The following is an 18,796-nucleotide window of genomic DNA, read 5'->3' on the forward strand; positions in this document are numbered from 1 at the left end:
TTGAGGCGATGCGCGCTCAGGCGGTCTGGATGTCTGCCGACTGGATGCGCTTGACGCCCCTGGCCGTCATCTGCTTCCAGGCCGCGGCCAGCGAGCCGTTGAGGTCGATGCCGCGCGTGGCGTCCTCGATCACGTAGGCCTCGAAGCCGGCCTTGCGCGCATCCATCGCGGTCCAGGCCACGCAGAAGTCGGTGGCCAGGCCGGTGACGAACACGGTCTTGATGCCGCGCGCCTTCAGGTAGCCGGCCAGGCCCGTGGCCGTCTTGTGGTCGGCTTCCTCGAAGGCCGAGTAGCTGTCCATGTCCTTGTGGAAGCCCTTGCGGATGACGAGCTGCGCGGTGGGCACCTTCAGGTCCTTGCCGAGCGCCGCGTCGTCGGTGCCCTGCACGCAATGGTCGGGCCAGAGCACCTGCGTGCCGTAGCTGAGCTTGGTGGTCTCGAAGGGCTTCTTGCCGCTGTAGGTGCTGGCGAAAGATGCATGGCCCGCCGTGTGCCAGTCCTGCGTGACCACGATGTTCTCGAAGGCCGGCGCGAGCGCGTTGATCACCGGGATCACCTCGTTGCCGCCCTTCACCGCGAGCGTGCCGCCGTCGAGAAAACAGTTCTGCACGTCGACCACGATCAGCGCCGCCTTGGCGCCGGGCTTGATCTTGCCGGCCGCGAAGGCGTTGAAGGCGACACTGCCGAGGCCACCGGCCAGCCCGAGGGCGGCGGCGGATTTCACGAGGGTTCTGCGATGCATGGCGTGGACTCCGGGGGTTGAAGAAAAATCAGACGCTCAGGTAGGCACGGCGGACTTCGTCGTTCGCCGCCAGCTCGGCCATCGTGGCGTGATAGCGGATCTGCCCCTTCTCGAGCACATAGGCGCGGTCGGACACCAGTTCGGCGAAGTGCATGTTCTGCTCCGACAGCAGGATGCTCACGCCCTGCGCCTTGAGCTCCAGGATCATGTTCGCCATCTGCTCGACGATCACCGGCGCCACGCCTTCGGAAGGTTCGTCGAGCAGCACGAGGTAGGGGTTGCCCATGAGCGTGCGCGCGACCGTGAGCATCTGCTGCTCGCCGCCGCTCATGCGCCCGCCCGGGCGGTTGGGCATCTCGCCGAGGTTGGGGAAGAGCTTGAACAGCCGCTCGGGCGTCCACAGCGGCGCGTCGCTGCCGTCGGCCCAGCGGCGCGCGGCCTGCTTGCCGACCTCGAGGTTCTCCATCACCGTGAGATCGGTGAACACGCGGCGGTCCTCGGGCACGAAGCCCAGGCCCAGGCGCGCCGCGTGGTGCGGCTCGCTCTTCGAGATGTCGTGGCCCAGGAAGCGAACGGCGCCGCGGCGCTTGGCCAGCATGCCGATCAGCGCCTTCAGCGTGGTCGACTTGCCCGCACCGTTGCGGCCCATGAGCGCGACCACTTCGCCGCGGCGCACTTCGAGATCGACGTCGTAGAGGATCTGCGCGGCGCCGTACCAGGCGCACAGGGCCTTGGCCTGCAGGAGGGGTTCATGTGTGCTCATCAAATTGCCTCCGTGCTTCGCACTGCGGTGCTGGCTTGCTTGGGGCGGCCCGGCGCTGCGCTCATGCGGCTTCTCCAACGGCTGCTGCCTTCTTCTCGAATGTCTTGCCGGTGCCGAAGTACACCTCCTGCACCTTGGGATGGTCGCGGATCTCCAGCGGCTTGCCCTGCGCGATGAGGCGTCCGCGCGCGAGCACGATCATGCGGTCGGCGTACGCGAACACCACGTCCATGCTGTGCTCGGTGAAGAGCACGGCGATGCCGCGCTGGATGACGAGTTCCTTGGTCAGCGCCATGAGCGAGTTGCGCTCCTTGGGTGCCATGCCGGCGGTGGGCTCGTCCATCAGCAGCAGCTTGGGCGAGTTGGCCATCGCGATGGCGAGCTCGACGCGTTTCACGTCGCCGTATGCGAGCACGCTGCAGGGCCGGTCGGCCTGCGACTTCATGCCGACCTGGTCGAGCAGCGCCAGCGCTTCCTCGCGCTTGTGGTCGGCGGCGCGGCGCCACGTGGAGAAGAGCTTGCGGTCGTGCGAGAGCAGCGCCATCTGCACGTTCTCGACCACGGTGAGCGAGGCGAAGGTCTCGGCGATCTGGAAGGTGCGGCCCACGCCCATGCGCCAGATCTCGCGCGGCTTGCGGCCCACGAGCTCCTGGCCGTCCAGCGTGATGGAGCCCTGGTCGGCCTTGAGCTGGCCGTTGACCATGTTGAAGGTTGTCGACTTGCCGGCGCCGTTGGGCCCGATCAGCGCGAGCAGTTCGCCGGGCGGCAGCTCGAAGCTGATGCCGTCCACCGCCTTCACGCCACCGAAGGACTTGCCGAGGTTCTCTACCTTGAGGAGCGTTCCGGTCATGCCTTCACCTCCTCGAGCTTGGCCTTGGCTTCGGTCCTTGCAGCTTCGTCTTCCTTCGGCGCGCGCCAGCGGTCTGCAAGCTGCTTGATGGAGCCCGCGATGCCCTGCGGGAACAGCAGCACCAGGATCAGGATGATGGCACCCAGCATCGCGCGCCAGTAGTCGGTGTTGCGCGCCACGGTGTCGTGCAGCCAGGTGAAGGTGACGGCACCTACCACCGGCCCCGCGAGCGTCTGGATGCCGCCGAGCAGCACCATCACGAGGCCGTCGACCGACTTGCCGACCGACAGCGTCTCGGGCGAGATGCTGCCCTTCGAGAACGCGAAGAGCGCACCCGCCAGCCCCGCCACGGTGCCCGCGATGATGAACGCCACCCACTGCATGCGCTTGACGTCGATGCCGATGGCGTCGGCGCGCAGCACCGAGTCGCGGCCCGCGCGCATCGCGTAGCCGAAGGGCGAGAACAGCACGCGCCGCAGCCACCACACGCCCGCACCCACGAGCACCAGCGTGAGCCAGTAGTAGGCCCGCTTGTCGGAAAGCCACTCGGAGGGCCACACGCCGGTCAGGCCATTGCTGCCGCCGGTGAAGCTGTCCCACTGGTAGGTGATGGCCCATGTGATCTGCGCGAAGGCCAGCGTGAGCATGGCCAGGTACACGCCCGACAGCCGCACCGCGAACCAGCCGTAGACGAAGGCGCCGAGCGCGGCCACCAGCGGCGCGACGATCAGCGCCAGTTCCATGGGCAGGTGCAGCGCACGCACCAGCAGCGCCGCACCATACGCGCCGAGGCCGAAGTACGCGGCGTGGCCGAAGGAATGCATGCCGGCCGGCCCCATGATGAAGTGCAGGCTGGTGGCGAACAGGGCCGCGATCATCAGGTCGATCATCAGCACCGTGGTGTAGGGCGAGTTCACCGTGAGGAAAGGCACCACGGCCAGCAGCAGCGCGAACGCGGCGGCCGCCACCATGTAGGCGTTGCCCGGGCGGCGCAGCGGTTCTTCCTGCATGCCCACGTAGCGGCTCGGCGCCTGCGGACGGCCGAACAGGCCCCAGGGGCGCCACACCAGCACGATGGCCATCACGAGGAAGTCGACCATCAGCGTGAGCTTGGAGAACGAGACGTCGATGCCGAAGATCTGCACCACGCCGAGCCAGATGCACACGGCCTTGATCTCGGCGATGAGCAGCGCGGCCATGTAGGCGCCGGGCAGCGAGCCCATGCCGCCCACCACCACCACCACGAAGGCGGCGCCGATGGTGTTCAGGTCCATCTCCAGCGTGGCGGGCTCGCGCGGCAGCTGCAGCGCGCCGCCGAGGCCCGCGAGCAGCGCGCCGAGCGCGAACACCGCCGTGAAGAGCCAGGCTTGGTTGACGCCGAGTGCGCTGACCATCTCGCGGTCTTGAGTTGCGGCGCGCACCAGCGTGCCGAAGCGCGTGCGGGTGAGCAGCAGCCACACGAGGCCCAGCACCACCGGGCCGACGACGATCAGGAACAGGTCATAGGAAGGAAACTGACGCCCGAGGATCTCGACCGAGCCCTTGAGGCCGGGCGCGCGCGGGCCGAGCAGTTCGTCGGGCCCCCACAGCCAGAGCACCGCGTCCTTGATGACGAGGACCAGCGCGAAGGTGGCCAGCAGCTGGAACAGCTCCGGCGCCTTGTAGATGCGGCGCAGCAGCACCACCTCGATGATGGCGCCGAGCACGCCCACCGCCAGCGCGGCGATCAGCAGCGCGGGCCAGAAGCCCAGGCTCGAGCCCAGCTTGTCGACGAGCGTGTACGCGAGATAGATGCCCACCATGAAGAACGAACCATGGGCGAAGTTGACGATGCGCGTCACGCCGAAGATCAACGAGAGACCGGCCGCCACGAAGAAGAGCGAGGACGCGCCGGCCAACCCGTTGAGCAACTGAACAACAAAACCTGAAAAACTCATCAAGGATCCTTTGCTCGCCCCCAGGCTTGCCCACTTCGTGTGGCCGCCACCCCCTACCGGGGGCTATACCAGCGGCCCGGCAGAGCCGGTTCCGCGGTATTCCTGGAATGGTCCGCTTTCAGTGAAGATGTTGGTCTGTTGCGCGATCAGTCCGCAGGGCGCATCTTTTTCACTTCGTCGTCGCTCGGCTGGAACTTGGCGCCGTCGAGGTAGACATAGTCGACCATCACGCCCTTGCCGCCGTCGTTCTTGGTCTTGCCCACGTACGCGCCCATGGTGGACTGGTTGTCCTGCGCGCGGTAGCTGATCTTGCCGAAGGGCGTGTCGACCTGCAGGCCCTTGAAGGCGGCCACGAGCTTCTCGGTGTCGGTGCCGCCGGCCTTCTTGATGCCGGCCGCGATCGAGTGGATGGCGCTGTAGCCGACCACCGAGCCCAGGCGCGGGTAGTCCTTGAACTTGGCCTGGTAGGCATCGAGGAAGGCCTTGTGCTCGGGCGTCTTCACGCCGTTCCAGGGATAGCCGGTGACGATCCAGCCGTTGGGCGCCTCGTCCTTCAGCGGGTCGAGGTACTCGGGCTCGCCGGTCAGCACGCTCACCACCTCGCGGTCCTTGAAGAGGCCGCGCGTGTTGCCTTCGCGCACGAACTTGGAGAGGTCGGCGCCGAAGAGCACGTTGAAGATGGCGTCGGGCTTGGCATCGGCCAGGGCCTGCACCACGCTGCCCGAATCGACCTTGCCCAGCGGCGGCGCCTGCTCGGCGACGAACTCGACGTCGGGCTGCGCAGCCTTCAGCAGCGTCTTGAAGGTAGCGACCGAAGACTGGCCGTATTCGTAGTTGGGGTACACGAGCGCCCAGCGCTTCTTCTTGAGCTTGGCGGCCTCGGGCACCAGCATCGCGACCTGCATGTAGGTCGAGGGGCGCAGGCGGTAGGTGTACTTGTTGCCGTTGCTCCAGACGATCTTGTCGGTGAGCGGCTCGGCGGCGAGATAGAAGAACTTCTTCTGCTTGGCGAAGTCGGTCAGCGCCAGGCCGGTGTTCGACAGGAAGGCGCCGGCCAGCACGTCGATCTTCTCGCGCGAGATGAGCTCCTCGGCCACGCGCACGGCGTCGCCGGGGTTGGCGTTGTCATCGCGGCTGATGAGCTCGATCTTCTTGCCGTTGATGCCGCCCTTGGCGTTGATCTCGTCGACCGCGAGCTCCATGCCCTTCTTGTAGGGCTCGAGGAAGGCGGGCTGCGCCTTGTAGCTGTTGATTTCGCCGATCTTGATCACGCCCTGCGCGTGCGCGGGAACGAGGGCCGTGGCCAGCGTGACGACGGACGCGGCGCAGAAGACATGGCGCAATGGATTCATCGAGAAGCTCCTAGGGGTTAAGGCAGAAAGAATTCGAGTTGTACGGGCGCGGGGCTTTGGATGGACGATGCGGCGCGTCTCAGCGCAGGCCGTCTACGCCCTTGATCTCGGAGACCTGCAGGCCGCCGATGCGCGGCAGCGGACGGCCGCTGTCGGTGACGGCCACCGCCACCACGATCTCGTTGGCGCGCGGCGCGTCGCTCACGCGGGCTTCCACCGCGTCGAAATGGCTGCGCACGAAGGCGGCGTCCTTGTGGCCCAGCGGCACGTCGATCGCGGTGCCCAGCGTGCCCTGCTTCTTGGCCGAGGGCACGAGCGCCGCGCCCTTCTCCACCGCCACGCGCAGCGGCGCGCCCAGCTTGGGATGCAGGATGGCGGCGGCATGTTCGAGCTCGCCGCGCTCGCCCACGATGGCGGCCTTGCCGTAGCTCTGCGCCTGGCCGGGCTCGATGCCCAGCGCCTTCACGGCCTTCTGGCCCAGCAGCGCACCGAGTTCCTCGCCGATGGCGATCAGGTCGTCGAGGTTCTCGCTGTAGCGGCCGGCGTAGGGGTTCTCGATCACGGCGATGGCGACGGCGCGGCGCGTGGGCGGCGTGATGTCCTTGCCCATTTCGCGGCGGGTTTCATCGACCTGTACTACGAGCTTGCGGATGTTGGCGGTCATGTTCTGTGTTCCTTGTCTCTGTATGGATGCTGCGGCTCAGCGCAGGCCATCCCATTTGCTGATGTCTTTGGCGAGCAGGCCACCGACGCGTGCGTGGACGCGATACCCGGTGCTCATCGCGAGGATGAAGACGATCTCGTCGGCCGCCGGCGCGCCGGGCACGCGCACTTCGATGGCGTCGAACTGGCCGCGCACGTAGCTGGCGTTGATGTTGGTCAGCGGCACATCGAGCGCGGCGCCGGGCGGGCCGACCTTCTTGGTCGAGGGCACGATCGAGAGCGCATTGCCGGGCTGGCCGGTCTTCTCCTCGGCCTTGCCCGCGGTGTAGGCGGCGCGGCTGCCCTTCCAGCCGAGCAGTTCGCGCATCGCGTAGCCGCCGGGCACGTGCCACAGCGCGCCGTGCTCCAGTTCGCCGTCGGCGCCGACGATGGCGCCCTTGCCGTAGGTGGCGATCTGCTCCAGCGGCACGTCCATGGCGGCATGCAGCCGGTGCGCCATGTCGACGCCCACCGGGTCGAGCAGCGCCATCATCGGCAGGATGTCGGGCTCGTAGCGGCCGGCGAACGGATTGGTCAGCACCGCGCCGATGGCACCACGCACCAGCGGGGTGTCGGCACGCGGTCCGAACTCGTGGTGAATGTGCTCGACCTGGGTGAAGACGCGGCGTATTTCGATCATGAAAAAGAACCTTGCTTTTCGTTAAGCAAATACTGAACCAACTGATTTCGGCAGCTCTGTGTCGAGCGCCTTCGAGCATAAGGGCTCGACGAGTTTCCACTGCCCCTGGCAAACGAGTAGAGCAGCCCAGACGAGCCCTCCTTTTTGCAGGACCTTGGCGCACACCGCGCCCGTATCGAGTGCGCTGCGCACCTGCGCGGGGGCCAGCTCGGGCACGTCGACGGTGACGAGCGTGTCGCCCAGGTCGCTGTCGTCCTTGCACTCGTTCGCGGGGCGGCGCGCGATGGCCTCGTCGTCCACGTCGACGGCGTTGGCGATCACTGTCGCGGCGGCATCGGCCTGCGCTGCGGTGGCGGCCAGCACCGTCACGCTGTCGGCGATGCCCAGCGAGAAGCTGCGCCCGCGCCAGCCGCTGGTGGCGACGCCGCGCACGGGCTGGTCGGCGCGCAGCTCGAACTGGCCGTCGGTGGTGAGGATGCCGCCTTCGCCGGCGAGATGGCTGCGCAGGTCGAAGCGCGCGATGTCGGCGAACACGCCCACGCGCGCGGACTGCCCCGGCGCGAGGTGCAGCGCGATGTCGCCGCCGTTGTTGATCCACGCGCGTTCGATGCCCGGGCGTTCGTAGAAGGCGATGAGCTCCTGCGCCACCGAGCCGGCCACTGCCGCCATCGGCGTGATGAACATCGGCGAGAACGCGGCGCAGGCGTCCCACATGCGGCGCGCCACCACGTTGCGCGGGCGCATCCTGTCGGTGACGGGCAGGCGCAGCAGCGGCAGCTCGCGCACCAGCTCGTCGAGCACGTGGACGAAGCGCGCCCATGCCGCATCGTGCGCAGCGGCCACGGCATACGGGTCGCCGTGCGCCTCGGCCACGATGTCGATCGGGCCGTGGTTGAAGTGCCAGCGGCTCTTGTCGAGCGCACTGCGTTGGGCGGACATGATCAGCCCAGCATCGGGGCGTGGCCCAGGGGCCACGGGTTGGCGTCGTCCACCGCGAGCCATTGGCGCGCAAGCGGTGCGCCGTCTTCCTGCCATGCACCGCGCGCGAGCGCCTGTTCGAGCGGGAAGATGTGTTCGACATGGCCGCCGAGCGCCTCGTAGTCGTCGCGCCGCATGCTGAACTCGATGGGTGCGACGATGGCAGGCGTGGGCACGGTGCCGAAGCTGTTGTCGGGCATGCGCATGACGTCGGCCATCACGGTGATGCCGCCGCCTGGCCACACATAGGCCGGCGCGCCGCCGCAGGTGACGTTGACCAGCGCGCGCTTGATGGCGCGCGTGAGCAGCACCGGGTTCTCGGTGACCCCCGCGCGCAGGCTGCCGCCCGCACCACCGAGGAACAGCACCGTGCACAGCGACGGTTCGCAGTTCTCGCCGATTCGATCGACGATGCGCTTCACCTCGGGCGGCATCGGCTGCTCGACGGGCTTGAGCGCGTCGTCGAGCACGTACCACTGCGCATGCTCGCCGGTGGTCGACGTCATGAGCAGGCGCAGGCCCGGGCGCGCGACGCCCTCTTCCCAGCCTTCGATGATCGCGAGCGGATCGGCGATGTCGGTACCGCCCCAGCCGTTGCCCGGGTTCGCCACCTGGAAGTAGCGCCCCGGCGTGGACTTGCGCCCCAGCATCTGGATGCCCGAGGGCGCCATGTCGAGGCAGCGGCCGGCCTGGTGCTCGGTGAGCACGCCGGTGATGTGGTCGTCGACCACCACCACCTCGTCGGCCACGCCGGCGAACTGCCGCGCGAAGATGCCGACCGCGGCCGAGCCGCAGCCCACGCGCATGCGCTGCTCTTCCACGCCGTTGACGATGGGCGCCTTGCCGGCCTGGATGACGAGGGTGGAGCCGCCGTCGATGGTGCACTCCACCGCCTTCTTGTTGCCCAGCAACTGCATCAGCTCGGCCGTCATGCGGCCTTCCTTCTTGCTGCCGCCGGTGAGGTGGTGCACGCCGCCCAGCGAGAGCATCTGCGAGCCGTATTCGGCCGTGGTCACGTGACCCACGACCTCGCCGCGGTAGCGCACGTTGGCCTGCTCGGGGCCGAGGAAGCGGTCGGTGTCGATCTTCACCTTGAAGCTGCAGTAGCTGAAGATGCCTTCGGTGACGACGGTGACCATGTCCACGCCCTGGGCCTTGGAGGCCACGATGAAGGGCGCGGGCTTGTAGTCGGGGTAGGTGGTGGAGGAGCCCACGCCGGTGACGAAGACTTCGTCGGCGTGCAGCAGGTCGCCGTTCCAGTCGGGGGCGGCATCGCCGGCCTCGGCGCCGGGGCGGTCGAAGGGCACCAGCGCGGGCGCCTCGCTCTCGATCGTGCGGCGCAGCAGCACGACGGGATCGACGCGCACCAGCACGCCCTCCTTGTTGGCGTAGCGGTCGCAGGCGCCGCTGCGGCCCTCGGAGATCTGGCACAGCACCGGGCAGGCGTTGCACTCGACCTTGGCGGAGCTCATGCGCTCGTTGCGCAGCGGTGCCTTGCCGAAGGCGCTGCTGCCGGCTTCGGCCACCACGGGCATGTCCATGCCGGGGAGGCCGTCTGTCTTGGTGTGTTCTGTCATCGGGGCGATCTCGTGGGCGTTCGGTGTTGGGCGAAGTGCGAATCCGGGCCGTCGGGGTTTGCAACAAACGTGCCGTCCGCCCGCTTGTGCATCGACTTCCGTTTGTGTAGCATTCCCTACACTTTCATGTTGCATTCACTACATCAAAGGTCAATGTAGCAAACGGGCCCGATGCTTGCAATGGTGTTTTCTAGCGGCGTTCATCGGGGTTTCTCCGACCAACGACAATGGAGGGTTCGGAGCCGGCCGGCGGCTTTCGCCCCAAAGGCGTGCGCGCAGGCTCAGCCAACCTCCCCTGTTACCAACCAACTCTTGAGTTCCGTATGAGTGCATTCAGCGAAGAACGCGTCCTGAGCGTCCACCACTGGACCGATCGCCTGTTCACCTTCACCACCACGCGCGACCCGGCCCTGCGCTTCTCGAACGGTCATTTCACGATGATCGGCCTGAAGGTCAACAACAAGCCTCTGCTGCGCGCCTACAGCATCGTGAGCCCGAACTACGAGGAGCACCTCGAGTTCCTGAGCATCAAGGTGGAAGACGGCCCGCTGACCTCGAGGCTGCAGCACATCCAGGTGGGCGACACCATCATCGTGGGCCGCAAGCCCACCGGCACGCTGCTGATCGACTACACGCTGCCGGCCAAGCGCCTGTACCTGTTCGGCACCGGCACCGGCCTCGCACCGTTCATGAGCATCATCCGCGACCCGGACACCTACGAGAAGTTCGAGCAGGTCATCCTGGTGCACGGCGTGCGACAGGTCGACGAGCTGGCCTACCACGACCTCGTGACCGACCATCTGCCCAAGCACGAGTTCCTGGGCGAGATGATCGAGAAGCAGCTGCTGTACTACCCCACGGTCACCCGCGAGGAGTTCCGCAACCAGGGCCGCATCACCGACCTGATCGAGAGCAACAAGCTCACCGACGACCTGGGCCTGCCGCCGCTGAACGTCGAGGAAGACCGCGTCATGCTGTGCGGCAGCCCCGGCCTGCTGGTGGACCTGAAGCACATCCTGGAAAAGCGCGGCTTCAAGGAAGGCAACACTTCCACGCCCGGCGACTACGTGGTCGAGCGCGCCTTCGCCGAGAAGTAATGTCAATGTCGGCCCCCCGGCTTTTCACGCGCTTCGCGCGTGCAACTCCACCCCCCGAGGGGGAGGCGCGGCCCGCCTTGGGGCGGCCCGGCGGCGACCGCCTGTAATGGAACGCAAGGCTGCCGTCACCAAGCCGCAGCGCCGCACGGGTGTGCGCCAGGCGGCCGCCCAGGCCACGCGCGACAGCATCCTGAAGGCCGCGACCAAGGTCTTCGCCAAGTACGGCTACGACGGCGGCAGCGTGGAGAAGATCTCCAAGGCCGCGAAGTCGTACGACCGGATGATCTACTACTACTTCGGCAGCAAGGAAGGCCTCTTCATCGCGGTGCTCGAAGGCATCTACCAGCGCATGGACGATGCCGAGGCCGCCATCGCGCTTGACACCTCGCGGCCGGTGGACGCGCTCACCGAGGTCATCCGCTTCGTGCTGGGCTACTACCGCAAGAACCCCGAGTTCGTCACGCTGCTGAACACCGAGAACCTGCACAAGGGCCGGCACATTTCGAAGTCGCTGCGCGCGCGCGAATACTCGTCGCGCGCGGTGGCGATCATCGCGGAGATCCTGGCGAGCGGCGCCTCGCAGGGCCTGTTCCGCAAGGACGTGGTGGCGCGCGACATCTACCTGCTGATCGCGTCCACGGGCTACTTCTACACATCCAACCGGCACACGCTCACCGCCTTCCTCGGCGAGCCGCTGGAGTCGCCCGACGCCATCGCGCACTGGGAAGACTTCGTGATCGAGACGCTGCTGCGCACCGTGCGCGCCGACGCCGACGAGCCGCAGGACGAAGAGAACAACTCCACCCCATCCCACGAGGACACATCGAAATGGCAGAAATCGCAACCGGCGGCAAGTCGGGCAAGGTCGTCATAAGGAACATCGGGCTGCTGCTCTCGGGCGACATCGACAAGCCCATCCTCGATGCCGACACCATCGTCGTGAACGACGGCCTGATCGTCGCGGTCGGCAAGGAAAAGGACTGCGACCTCGAAGGCGCCGTCACCGTCATCGACGCGAAGAAGACCTGCGTAGCCCCCGGCCTGATCGACAGCCACGTGCACCCGGTGTTCGGCGACTGGACGCCGCGCCAGGGCCAGCTCGGCTGGATCGACTCCACCATGCACGGCGGCGTGACGACGATGATTTCCGCCGGCGAGGTGCACCTGCCCGGCCGCCCCAAGGACATCGTGGGCCTGAAGGCACTGGCCATCACCGCGCAGCGCGCCTTCGACAACTTCCGCCCCGGCGGCGTGAAGGTGCTGGCGGGCGCGCCCGTCATCGAGAAGGGCATGGTCGAGAGCGACTTCAAGGAACTCGCCGAGGCCGGCGTGGGCCTGCTCGGCGAAGTGGGCCTGGGCTCGGTCAAGGCCGGCTACGAGGCCAAGGAGATGGTGGCCTGGGCGCGCAAGTACGGCATCCAGAGCACGATCCACACGGGCGGCCCCTCGATCCCGGGCTCGGGCCTGATCGACAAGGACGTGGTGCTCGAGGCCGACGCCGACGTCATCGGCCACATCAACGGCGGCCACACCTCGCTGCCCGAGGCGCACGTGTGCGAGCTGTGCGAGAAGAGCTCGCGCGCGATCGAGATCGTGCACAACGGCAACGAGAAGGTCGCCATCGCCGCCGCGAAGGCGGCGCTGGAACTCAAGTGCCCGCACCGCGTGATCCTCGGCACCGACGGCCCCGCGGGCTCGGGCGTGCAGCCGCTGGGCATCCTGCGCATGGTGGCGATGCTGTCGTCCATCGCGAACATCCCGGCCGAGCTGGTGTTCTGCTTCGCGACGGGCAACACCGCGAAGATCCGCAAGCTCAACTGCGGGCTCGTCGAGGTGGGCCGTGCCGCCGACTTCGTCTTCATGGACCGCGCGCAGCATTCGCCGGCGCCGGGGCTGCTCGAGAGCGTGCAGCTCGGCGACATCCCGGGCGTGGGCATGGTGATGATCGACGGCATCGTGCGCTGCGGCCGCAGCCGCAACACGCCGCCTGCGACCGAGATCCCGGTGGTCGTCTCGGGCGCGCACTGAGCGAACGCCCCTCGCCGCCGCCGGCTGGCTTCAGCCGCCGCGGTGCGAGCGGAAGACGAGATAGCGCGCCGACAGGAAGTTGGCGCCCATGCCCGCAACGCTGCCGATCGCCACGCCGAGCGCCGCAGCCCATCGGCCTTCCACCCAGTGCAGCGTGAGCACGTAGGCGCCGTAGTTCAGCACTGCGCCCGCGGTCATGGTCGCGAGGTAGCCCAGGTATTCGCGCCAGACGGAACGGCCGGATGCGGCGCTGGCCGCGCTCGCAGCGAAGGTGTAGCGGCGGTTGAAGGCCCAGGTGGTCGTCGCCGCCGAGAGGAAGGACACCACGCGCGCCGCGTACCAGCCCAGCAGCGGCGCCAGCAGGTAGAGCACCACCACGTCGACCACGAGCCCGATCACTCCGACCACGGCGAAGGCGAGGAACTCGCGGCCGATCTTCATCGCGGACCGCCCGCCGCGCGGGCCGCACGTTCGCGCACGCTGGGAATCGCGAGGTAGCTCAGCCGCTTGGCCTCTCGCCGCCCCAGGGTGATGGCCTGCATGATGACGCCGCACACGAAGGACAGCATCGCCGCCAGCATTGCGCCGGTGGCCAGCACCGCGGTGGGGAGCCGGGGCACCAGGCCGGTGTGCACGTAGGTCATGACGACCGGCACGATCAGCACGATCGACATCAGCGCCAGCAGCGCGCCGATGATCGAGAAGAACTGCAGCGGCCGTTCGCTCACGAACAGCTTGCAGATGGTCTTGAGGATGCGCCAGCCGTCGCGGTAGGTCGAGAGCTTGCTCACCGAGCCTTCGGGCCGCGTGCTGTAGGCCGTGGCTTCCTCCGCATAGGGCATGCGCAGCTCGAGCGCGTGCACGGTGAGCTCGGTCTCCGTCTCGAAGCCCCGCGACAGCGCCGGGAACGACTTGGCATAGCGCCGCGAGAACACTCGGTAGCCCGAGAGCATGTCGGTGAGCCCGCCGCCGAAGAGCTGCGCCACCGCGCCCGTGAGCATGCGGTTGCCGAAGCGGTGGCCGGCGCGGTAGGTGTGTGCGTCCTGGCCATCGTCCACGCGGCTGCCGACCACCATGTCGAGGTTGTCGCGCACCAGGCGCTCGATGAGGCGCGGCGCGGCGCTCGCGTCGTAGGTGGCGTCGCCGTCGGCCATCACGTAAACGTCGGCATCGACGTCGGCGAACATGCGCCGCACCACGTTGCCCTTGCCGCGCAGGGCCACATGGGTGACGGTGGCGCCGGCCGCGCGCGCCACGCCTGCCGTGTCGTCGCTGGAGTTGTTGTCGAAGACGTGGATGTCGGCTTCGGGCAGCGCGGCGCGAAAGCCCTGCACCACCTGCTCGATGGCCAGCGCCTCGTTGTAGCAGGGGATCACCACGGCGACGCGCAGGCCGCTGCCGACATTGCCGCCGGGGCCTTGCCGGATGCTGTTGGAGATGTCTGCGGCGTCGTTCATGGTGCGGCGGGAAGGATACGGTAGACCCGGCTGCCGTCCTGCTGGTATTGCACGGCGAAGTACTTGTCGAAATCGACGCGCGCGGTGAACACCGGCACCACCGTATCGGGCAGCACCACCGCGACGAAGCCCATGCCCGAGAGCTTGCGCGCGAGGTCGCCGCCCGACAGCTTGCCGAAGTCGGTATAGCGCCAGGGCCCGAGCGTGTCGCCCCAGATGGGGTTGGGGCCGTAGTAGATCGCCTCGTTCAGCGCGATCTGGTAGACGCGGCCCTTGGCGGTACGGCGCAGGTAGTCCATGACCGCATAGCCCGGCACGTGCTTGCGCAGCACGGCTTCGCGGGCCTCGGGGGTGGTCGCGATCAGCGCGACCTTGGTGGCCGTCTGGCGCACGGAAACCGCGGCCAGCACCGCCAGCAGCAGCACGATCGCCCAATCGCCCACGCGGGCCGGGGTGCGCGCAGTGACGGCTGCGGGAGGCACGTCGGCCGCCGAAGCCCTGGCCCCGGCCAGGCGGCGAAAGCCCGCGACGATCCAGCCGAACACCACCTGCCAGCCGACGGCCGCGATGGCCGCCAGCAGCGGGAACGAGGCCGTCAGGTAGCGCGGATAGCGCGAGGTCACGACCCAGACGATCACCGAGTACAGGCAGAACCAGCCGGCCGCGCGCACGGCCGCGGAGCGCTTCCACAGCGGGCTGAACGGCGCGAAGAACACCGACCACAGCAGCGCGTTGGGCAGCTCGGCATGCACGCGCACGTCGGCCACCTGCTGCACATAGTCGGCCGGCGTCCATTCGGTGAAGCCGAACACGCGCGCGCCGATGGGGTTGAAGGGGTCGCCCGTCATGATGGCGTTGCGCGCGTACCAGTACACGCAGGGCAGCAGGAAGCAGGCGAACACCAGCGCCCAGGCCTTGAGGCTGCGCTCGTGGCGGAAGACGAAGGGCGCCACCAGCGGCAGGAAGATCAGCGCCTGGTACTTCGAGCCGGCCGCCAAGCCCAGGCAGAAGGCCGCGACACCGAGCCAGCGGATGCCGCCGTGCGCCGGCTTGCCGACCTCGGACTCGCGCCACCACCACAGCGCCACGCAGGCCGACAGCACGAAGAGCGCCACGCCCATGTCGATGAGCGCGTTGGAATAGTCGCCGAGCCCCAGCCAGATGGCCGCGCCGATGCATGCGGTGAGGCGGTTGGCGTGCAGCATGCCGAGGCGGTAGATCATCACCACCGACAGCGCGCCGGCCAGCCCGTTGAGGAAGTGCGGCAGCACGTCGTCGCCCAGCTGCAGCGCGCCGGCGTACAGCAGGTTGTAGTTGTACGGAAACCAGGGGTAGCGCAGCCAGTCGTGGATGCCCAGCGAGCCCTGCTCCGCGACCTGCCGCGCATAGGGCAGGTGGTACATCAGCTCGTCGAAGGCGATGGGCGGCGCGAGCGGTGCGGCCAGCGCGGGCAGCACGACCAGCGCCAGCGCGATCGCCGCGACGCGCTCGACGTAGCTCCAGGGCGCCGCCGGCGGGTTCGCAAGCAGCAGCGCGCGCCGCTCGCGCAGCCATGCAGGCAGCTGGAGCGCCGCGGCCACCACGCCCACGGCGACGACCGCCGCGGTCGCACCGGGCCTGAAGGCGCCGAAGATGGCCAGCGCCTGGAAGGCGCAGATGAAGATTCCCACGCCCAGGGCCACGGCCATGGCGGCTTCGAGCCCCGCGTCGCGGCGCGGGGGCGGCGCGAGGCGGCCCAGCAGCGCGCGTCCATAGCCCCAGCAGCCCGTCACGAAAACCGCCAGGGCCGCGTAGTGCGCGGCTGCAAACATCAGCTTCTGAATAACGACTCCCGGTGCCGGACGGCCGCGCCGGCCGGCAGGTTCAAAGGTTGGGCGCGAGCAGGCGCTCGAGGTCGGCTTCGCTTTCCTTGCGCCGCGCAGCCTGGTCCTGCAACTGGTCGTATCCGATCTTGCCGACGTTGAAGTACGTCGAATCGGGGTGGCTCAGGTAGAACCCGCTCACGCTGGCGGCGGGCATCATAGCGAGGCTTTCCGTCAGGCTCATGCCAATGTCCGCGCAGTTCAGAAGGTCGAACATGGGCTTCTTCACGCTGTGGTCGGGGCAGGCCGGGTAGCCGGGCGCGGGGCGGATGCCGCGGTACTTCTCCGCGATCATGTCGTCGTTGCTCAGGCCCTCGTCGCTCGCGTAGCCCCACAGGTCGGTGCGCACGCGGTGGTGCAGCGCCTCGGCGAAGGCCTCGGCCAGCCGGTCGGCCAGGGCCTTGAGCATGATGGCGGAGTAGTCGTCGAGGTCGTCGACGAAGTACTTCTCCTTCTTCTCCACGCCCAGGCCGGCGGTGACGGCGAACATGCCGACGTAGTCCTTCACTCCGCTGCCCTTCGGTGCGACGAAGTCGGCCAGGCAGCGGCTCGGGCGCATCACGCCGTCGATCTCGTGCTTCTCGGTCTGCTGGCGCATGCCGTACCAGGTGAGCGCCACCTCGCTGCGCGACTCGTCGGTGTAGAGCTCGATGTCGTCGTCGTTCACCGTGTTGGCGGGCCAGAAGCCCACCACGCCGCTCGCGCTGAGCCAGCGGCCCTCGATGAGCCGCTTGAGCATGCGCTGGCCGTCGGCATACACGCGCACGGCCTCGGTGCCGACGATCTCGTCCTTCAGGATGGCCGGGAAGGGGCCGGCCAGGTCCCAGGTCTGGAAGAACGGGCCCCAGTCGATGTACTTCGCGAGCTCGGTCAGGTCGAAATTCCTGAACACGCGCCGGCCGATGAACTTGGGGCAAGGGGGCAGGTAGTTCGCGAAGTCGATGGGCGTCTTGTTGGCGCGCGCCTTAGCGAGCGGCCACAGCGGCACCTGCTTCTTGTTGGCGTGCTGCTCGCGCACCTTGACGTAGTCGGCGTTGATCTCCTCGATGTAGGCGGCCGCCTGGTCCGACAGCAGCGACTGCGCCACGCTCACGCTGCGCGAGGCGTCGGGCACGTAGACCACGGGGCCCTCGTAGTGGGGCGCGATCTTCACGGCCGTGTGCACGCGGCTGGTGGTGGCGCCGCCGATCAGCAGCGGGATCTTGCGGATGCGGAAGTGGTCGTCCTTCTGCATCTCGCCGGCCACGTACTGCATCTCCTCGAGGCTCGGCGTGATGAGGCCCGACAGGCCCACGATGTCCGCGCCCTCGACCTTCGCCTTCGCGAGGATCTCGTGGCACGGGACCATCACGCCCATGTTCACCACCTCGAAGTTGTTGCACTGGAGCACGACGGTGACGATGTTCTTGCCGATGTCGTGCACGTCGCCCTTCACGGTGGCGATGATGATCTTGCCCTTGGAGCGCACGTCGCGCCCTGCCGCCTCGTCCTGGCGCTTCTCCTCCTCGATGTAGGGAATGAGGTGCGCCACGGCCTGCTTCATCACGCGCGCCGACTTCACGACCTGCGGCAGGAACATCTTGCCCTGGCCGAACAGGTCGCCCACGACGTTCATGCCGTCCATCAGCGGGCCTTCGATCACGTGCAGCGGGCGGCCGCCCTTGGCGAGGATCTCGCGGTAGGCCTCTTCGGTGTCCTGCGTGATGAACTCGGTGATGCCGTGCACCAGCGCGTGCGACAGGCGCTGCGCCACCGGCACGGGCTGCTCGGGCGTGCCGCGCCATTCGAGCTTCTTGCTGTCGTCCTTGGCCGCGCCCTTGGCGCTCTCGGCGATCTCGACCAGGCGCTCGCCGGCGTCGGGGCGCCGGTTGAGCACCACGTCTTCCACGCGCTCGCGCAGCGTGGGCTCGACCTCGTCGTACACGCCCACCATGCCGGCGTTGACGATGCCCATGTCCATGCCCGCCTTGATCGCGTGGTACAGGAACACGGTGTGGATCGCCTCGCGCACCGGGTCGTTGCCGCGGAAGCTGAAGCTCACGTTCGAGACGCCGCCCGACACCTTGGCGCCCGGCAGGTTCTGCTTGATCCAGCGCGTGGCCTCGATGAAGTCGACCGCGTAGTTGTCGTGCTCCTCGATGCCGGTGGCGATGGCGAAGATGTTCGGGTCGAAGATGATGTCCTCGGGCGGGAAGCCCACTTCGTCCACCAGGATGCGGTAGGCGCGCTCGCAGATCTCGATCTTGCGCGCGTAGGTGTCGGCCTGGCCCTTCTCGTCGAAGGCCATCACCACGGCGGCGGCGCCGTAGCGCTTCACCAGCATGGCTTCGTGCTTGAACTTGTCGACGCCCTCCTTCATGGAGATGGAGTTGACGATGCCCTTGCCCTGGATGCAGCGCAGGCCCGCCTCGATGACCTCCCACTTCGAGCTGTCGACCATCACCGGCACGCGTGCGATGTCGGGCTCGCTGGCGATGAGGTTGAGGAAGCGCACCATCGCGGCCTTGCTGTCGAGCATGGCCTCGTCCATGTTCACGTCGATCACCTGCGCGCCGTTCTCGACCTGCTGGCGCGCCACGGCCAGCGCTTCTTCGAACTGGCCGTTGAGGATCATGCGCGCGAAGGCCTTGGAGCCCGTGACGTTGGTGCGCTCGCCGATGTTGACGAACAGCGTGCCTTCGCCGATGGAGACCGGCTCCAGGCCTGAGAGCTTCATGGGAGGCGGCATTGGGGAAGACATGGTTGGACTCGGAGGCAAAAGCGGTTATTCGTGCGCGGGTTGGGGGAGTCTATCGCCCTCGCCTGCGCCGC

The 18,796-nt window shown here is 67.9% G+C and carries 16 protein-coding genes; 3 read left to right on the forward strand and 13 right to left on the reverse strand.

What is annotated here, in order from left to right; genetic code table 11:
- Window positions 1-16: 16 nt before the first annotated feature.
- The 9 genes from pncA to G369_RS0133425 all read right to left on the reverse strand — a co-directional run bounded on the left by pncA (window position 17) and on the right by G369_RS0133425 (window position 9,541).
- Window positions 17-742: a bifunctional nicotinamidase/pyrazinamidase gene (pncA, locus tag G369_RS0133385; protein ID WP_019658422.1), complete on the reverse strand. Its 726-nt coding sequence runs from the start codon at window positions 740-742 to the stop codon at window positions 17-19.
- A gap of 28 nt (window positions 743-770) precedes the next feature.
- The gene (locus G369_RS0133390) at window positions 771-1,505 is read right to left on the reverse strand and encodes an ABC transporter ATP-binding protein (RefSeq protein ID WP_019658423.1); all 735 of its coding nucleotides are present in this window, start codon (window positions 1,503-1,505) and stop codon (window positions 771-773) included.
- Window positions 1,506-1,566: 61 nt separating this feature from the next.
- Window positions 1,567-2,355, reverse strand: a complete 789-nt coding sequence (locus G369_RS0133395) for an ABC transporter ATP-binding protein (protein WP_019658424.1) — start codon at window positions 2,353-2,355, stop codon at window positions 1,567-1,569.
- A complete protein-coding gene (locus tag G369_RS0133400; RefSeq protein ID WP_019658425.1) occupies window positions 2,352-4,292 on the reverse strand; it encodes an ABC transporter permease in 1,941 nt (646 codons plus the stop codon). Before G369_RS0133400 ends, G369_RS0133395 begins: the two co-directional genes overlap by 4 nt.
- A 146-nt stretch (window positions 4,293-4,438) precedes the next feature.
- Complete coding sequence (locus tag G369_RS0133405) at window positions 4,439-5,644, reverse strand: ABC transporter substrate-binding protein (RefSeq protein ID WP_019658426.1); 1,206 nt, start codon at window positions 5,642-5,644, stop codon at window positions 4,439-4,441.
- Between the two features lie 79 nt (window positions 5,645-5,723).
- On the reverse strand, window positions 5,724-6,308 hold the full coding sequence (locus tag G369_RS0133410; RefSeq protein WP_019658427.1) for an amino acid synthesis family protein: 585 nt from the start codon (window positions 6,306-6,308) through the stop codon (window positions 5,724-5,726).
- A 36-nt stretch (window positions 6,309-6,344) separates the two neighbouring features.
- Complete coding sequence (locus G369_RS0133415) at window positions 6,345-6,986, reverse strand: amino acid synthesis family protein (RefSeq protein WP_019658428.1); 642 nt, start codon at window positions 6,984-6,986, stop codon at window positions 6,345-6,347.
- A gap of 21 nt (window positions 6,987-7,007) precedes the next feature.
- A complete protein-coding gene (locus G369_RS0133420) occupies window positions 7,008-7,925 on the reverse strand; it encodes a UPF0280 family protein (protein ID WP_019658429.1) in 918 nt (305 codons plus the stop codon).
- Between the two features lie 2 nt (window positions 7,926-7,927).
- Window positions 7,928-9,541 carry a hypothetical protein gene (locus G369_RS0133425; RefSeq protein WP_019658430.1) on the reverse strand — a complete coding sequence of 538 codons (1,614 nt, stop codon included), beginning with the start codon at window positions 9,539-9,541 and terminating at the stop codon, window positions 7,928-7,930.
- 323 nt (window positions 9,542-9,864) lie between these two features.
- On the opposite strand from G369_RS0133425, the gene G369_RS0133430 reads away from it, so the two are divergent.
- The 3 genes from G369_RS0133430 to G369_RS0133440 all read left to right on the forward strand — a co-directional run bounded on the left by G369_RS0133430 (window position 9,865) and on the right by G369_RS0133440 (window position 12,666).
- Window positions 9,865-10,638, forward strand: a complete 774-nt coding sequence (locus tag G369_RS0133430) for a ferredoxin--NADP reductase (protein WP_019658431.1) — start codon at window positions 9,865-9,867, stop codon at window positions 10,636-10,638.
- Window positions 10,639-10,744: 106 nt separating this feature from the next.
- Complete coding sequence (locus tag G369_RS0133435; RefSeq protein WP_019658432.1) at window positions 10,745-11,512, forward strand: TetR/AcrR family transcriptional regulator; 768 nt, start codon at window positions 10,745-10,747, stop codon at window positions 11,510-11,512.
- Window positions 11,467-12,666 carry an amidohydrolase family protein gene (locus G369_RS0133440; protein WP_019658433.1) on the forward strand — a complete coding sequence of 400 codons (1,200 nt, stop codon included), beginning with the start codon at window positions 11,467-11,469 and terminating at the stop codon, window positions 12,664-12,666. The genes G369_RS0133435 and G369_RS0133440 overlap by 46 nt, the downstream gene beginning before the upstream one ends.
- Before the next feature lie 30 nt (window positions 12,667-12,696).
- Here G369_RS0133440 and G369_RS0133445 read toward each other — a convergent pair whose 3' ends face one another.
- The 4 genes from G369_RS0133445 to metH are packed head-to-tail and all read right to left on the reverse strand — an operon-like array spanning window position 12,697 to window position 18,725.
- Window positions 12,697-13,107, reverse strand: coding sequence for a GtrA family protein (locus G369_RS0133445; protein ID WP_019658434.1), 411 nt, complete (start codon window positions 13,105-13,107; stop codon window positions 12,697-12,699).
- A complete protein-coding gene (locus tag G369_RS0133450) occupies window positions 13,104-14,123 on the reverse strand; it encodes a glycosyltransferase family 2 protein (protein WP_019658435.1) in 1,020 nt (339 codons plus the stop codon). Before G369_RS0133450 ends, G369_RS0133445 begins: the two co-directional genes overlap by 4 nt.
- Window positions 14,120-15,934: an ArnT family glycosyltransferase gene (locus G369_RS0133455; protein ID WP_019658436.1), complete on the reverse strand. Its 1,815-nt coding sequence runs from the start codon at window positions 15,932-15,934 to the stop codon at window positions 14,120-14,122. The genes G369_RS0133450 and G369_RS0133455 overlap by 4 nt, the downstream gene beginning before the upstream one ends.
- Window positions 15,935-15,986: 52 nt before the next feature.
- On the reverse strand, window positions 15,987-18,725 hold the full coding sequence (gene metH / locus G369_RS36775; protein WP_080647970.1) for a methionine synthase: 2,739 nt from the start codon (window positions 18,723-18,725) through the stop codon (window positions 15,987-15,989).
- Between the last annotated feature and the right edge of the window lie 71 nt (window positions 18,726-18,796).

Source organism: Variovorax atrisoli 110B, assembly GCF_000382045.1.
GTDB classification, from domain to species: domain Bacteria; phylum Pseudomonadota; class Gammaproteobacteria; order Burkholderiales; family Burkholderiaceae_C; genus Variovorax; species Variovorax atrisoli.

Coding starts and splice junctions, on each gene's coding strand:
- G369_RS0133410 (WP_019658427.1), bottom strand. CDS start 6,308: ATGACCGCCAACATCCGCAAGCTCGTAGTACAGGTCGATGAAACCCGC.
- G369_RS0133400 (WP_019658425.1), bottom strand. CDS start 4,292: ATGAGTTTTTCAGGTTTTGTTGTTCAGTTGCTCAACGGGTTGGCCGGC.
- G369_RS0133450 (WP_019658435.1), bottom strand. CDS start 14,123: ATGAACGACGCCGCAGACATCTCCAACAGCATCCGGCAAGGCCCCGGC.
- G369_RS0133435 (WP_019658432.1), top strand. CDS start 10,745: ATGGAACGCAAGGCTGCCGTCACCAAGCCGCAGCGCCGCACGGGTGTG.
- pncA (WP_019658422.1), bottom strand. CDS start 742: ATGCATCGCAGAACCCTCGTGAAATCCGCCGCCGCCCTCGGGCTGGCC.
- G369_RS0133455 (WP_019658436.1), bottom strand. CDS start 15,934: ATGTTTGCAGCCGCGCACTACGCGGCCCTGGCGGTTTTCGTGACGGGC.
- G369_RS0133445 (WP_019658434.1), bottom strand. CDS start 13,107: ATGAAGATCGGCCGCGAGTTCCTCGCCTTCGCCGTGGTCGGAGTGATC.
- G369_RS0133425 (WP_019658430.1), bottom strand. CDS start 9,541: ATGACAGAACACACCAAGACAGACGGCCTCCCCGGCATGGACATGCCC.
- G369_RS0133405 (WP_019658426.1), bottom strand. CDS start 5,644: ATGAATCCATTGCGCCATGTCTTCTGCGCCGCGTCCGTCGTCACGCTG.
- G369_RS0133395 (WP_019658424.1), bottom strand. CDS start 2,355: ATGACCGGAACGCTCCTCAAGGTAGAGAACCTCGGCAAGTCCTTCGGT.
- metH (WP_080647970.1), bottom strand. CDS start 18,725: ATGTCTTCCCCAATGCCGCCTCCCATGAAGCTCTCAGGCCTGGAGCCG.
- G369_RS0133420 (WP_019658429.1), bottom strand. CDS start 7,925: ATGTCCGCCCAACGCAGTGCGCTCGACAAGAGCCGCTGGCACTTCAAC.
- G369_RS0133390 (WP_019658423.1), bottom strand. CDS start 1,505: ATGAGCACACATGAACCCCTCCTGCAGGCCAAGGCCCTGTGCGCCTGG.
- G369_RS0133430 (WP_019658431.1), top strand. CDS start 9,865: ATGAGTGCATTCAGCGAAGAACGCGTCCTGAGCGTCCACCACTGGACC.
- G369_RS0133440 (WP_019658433.1), top strand. CDS start 11,467: ATGGCAGAAATCGCAACCGGCGGCAAGTCGGGCAAGGTCGTCATAAGG.
- G369_RS0133415 (WP_019658428.1), bottom strand. CDS start 6,986: ATGATCGAAATACGCCGCGTCTTCACCCAGGTCGAGCACATTCACCAC.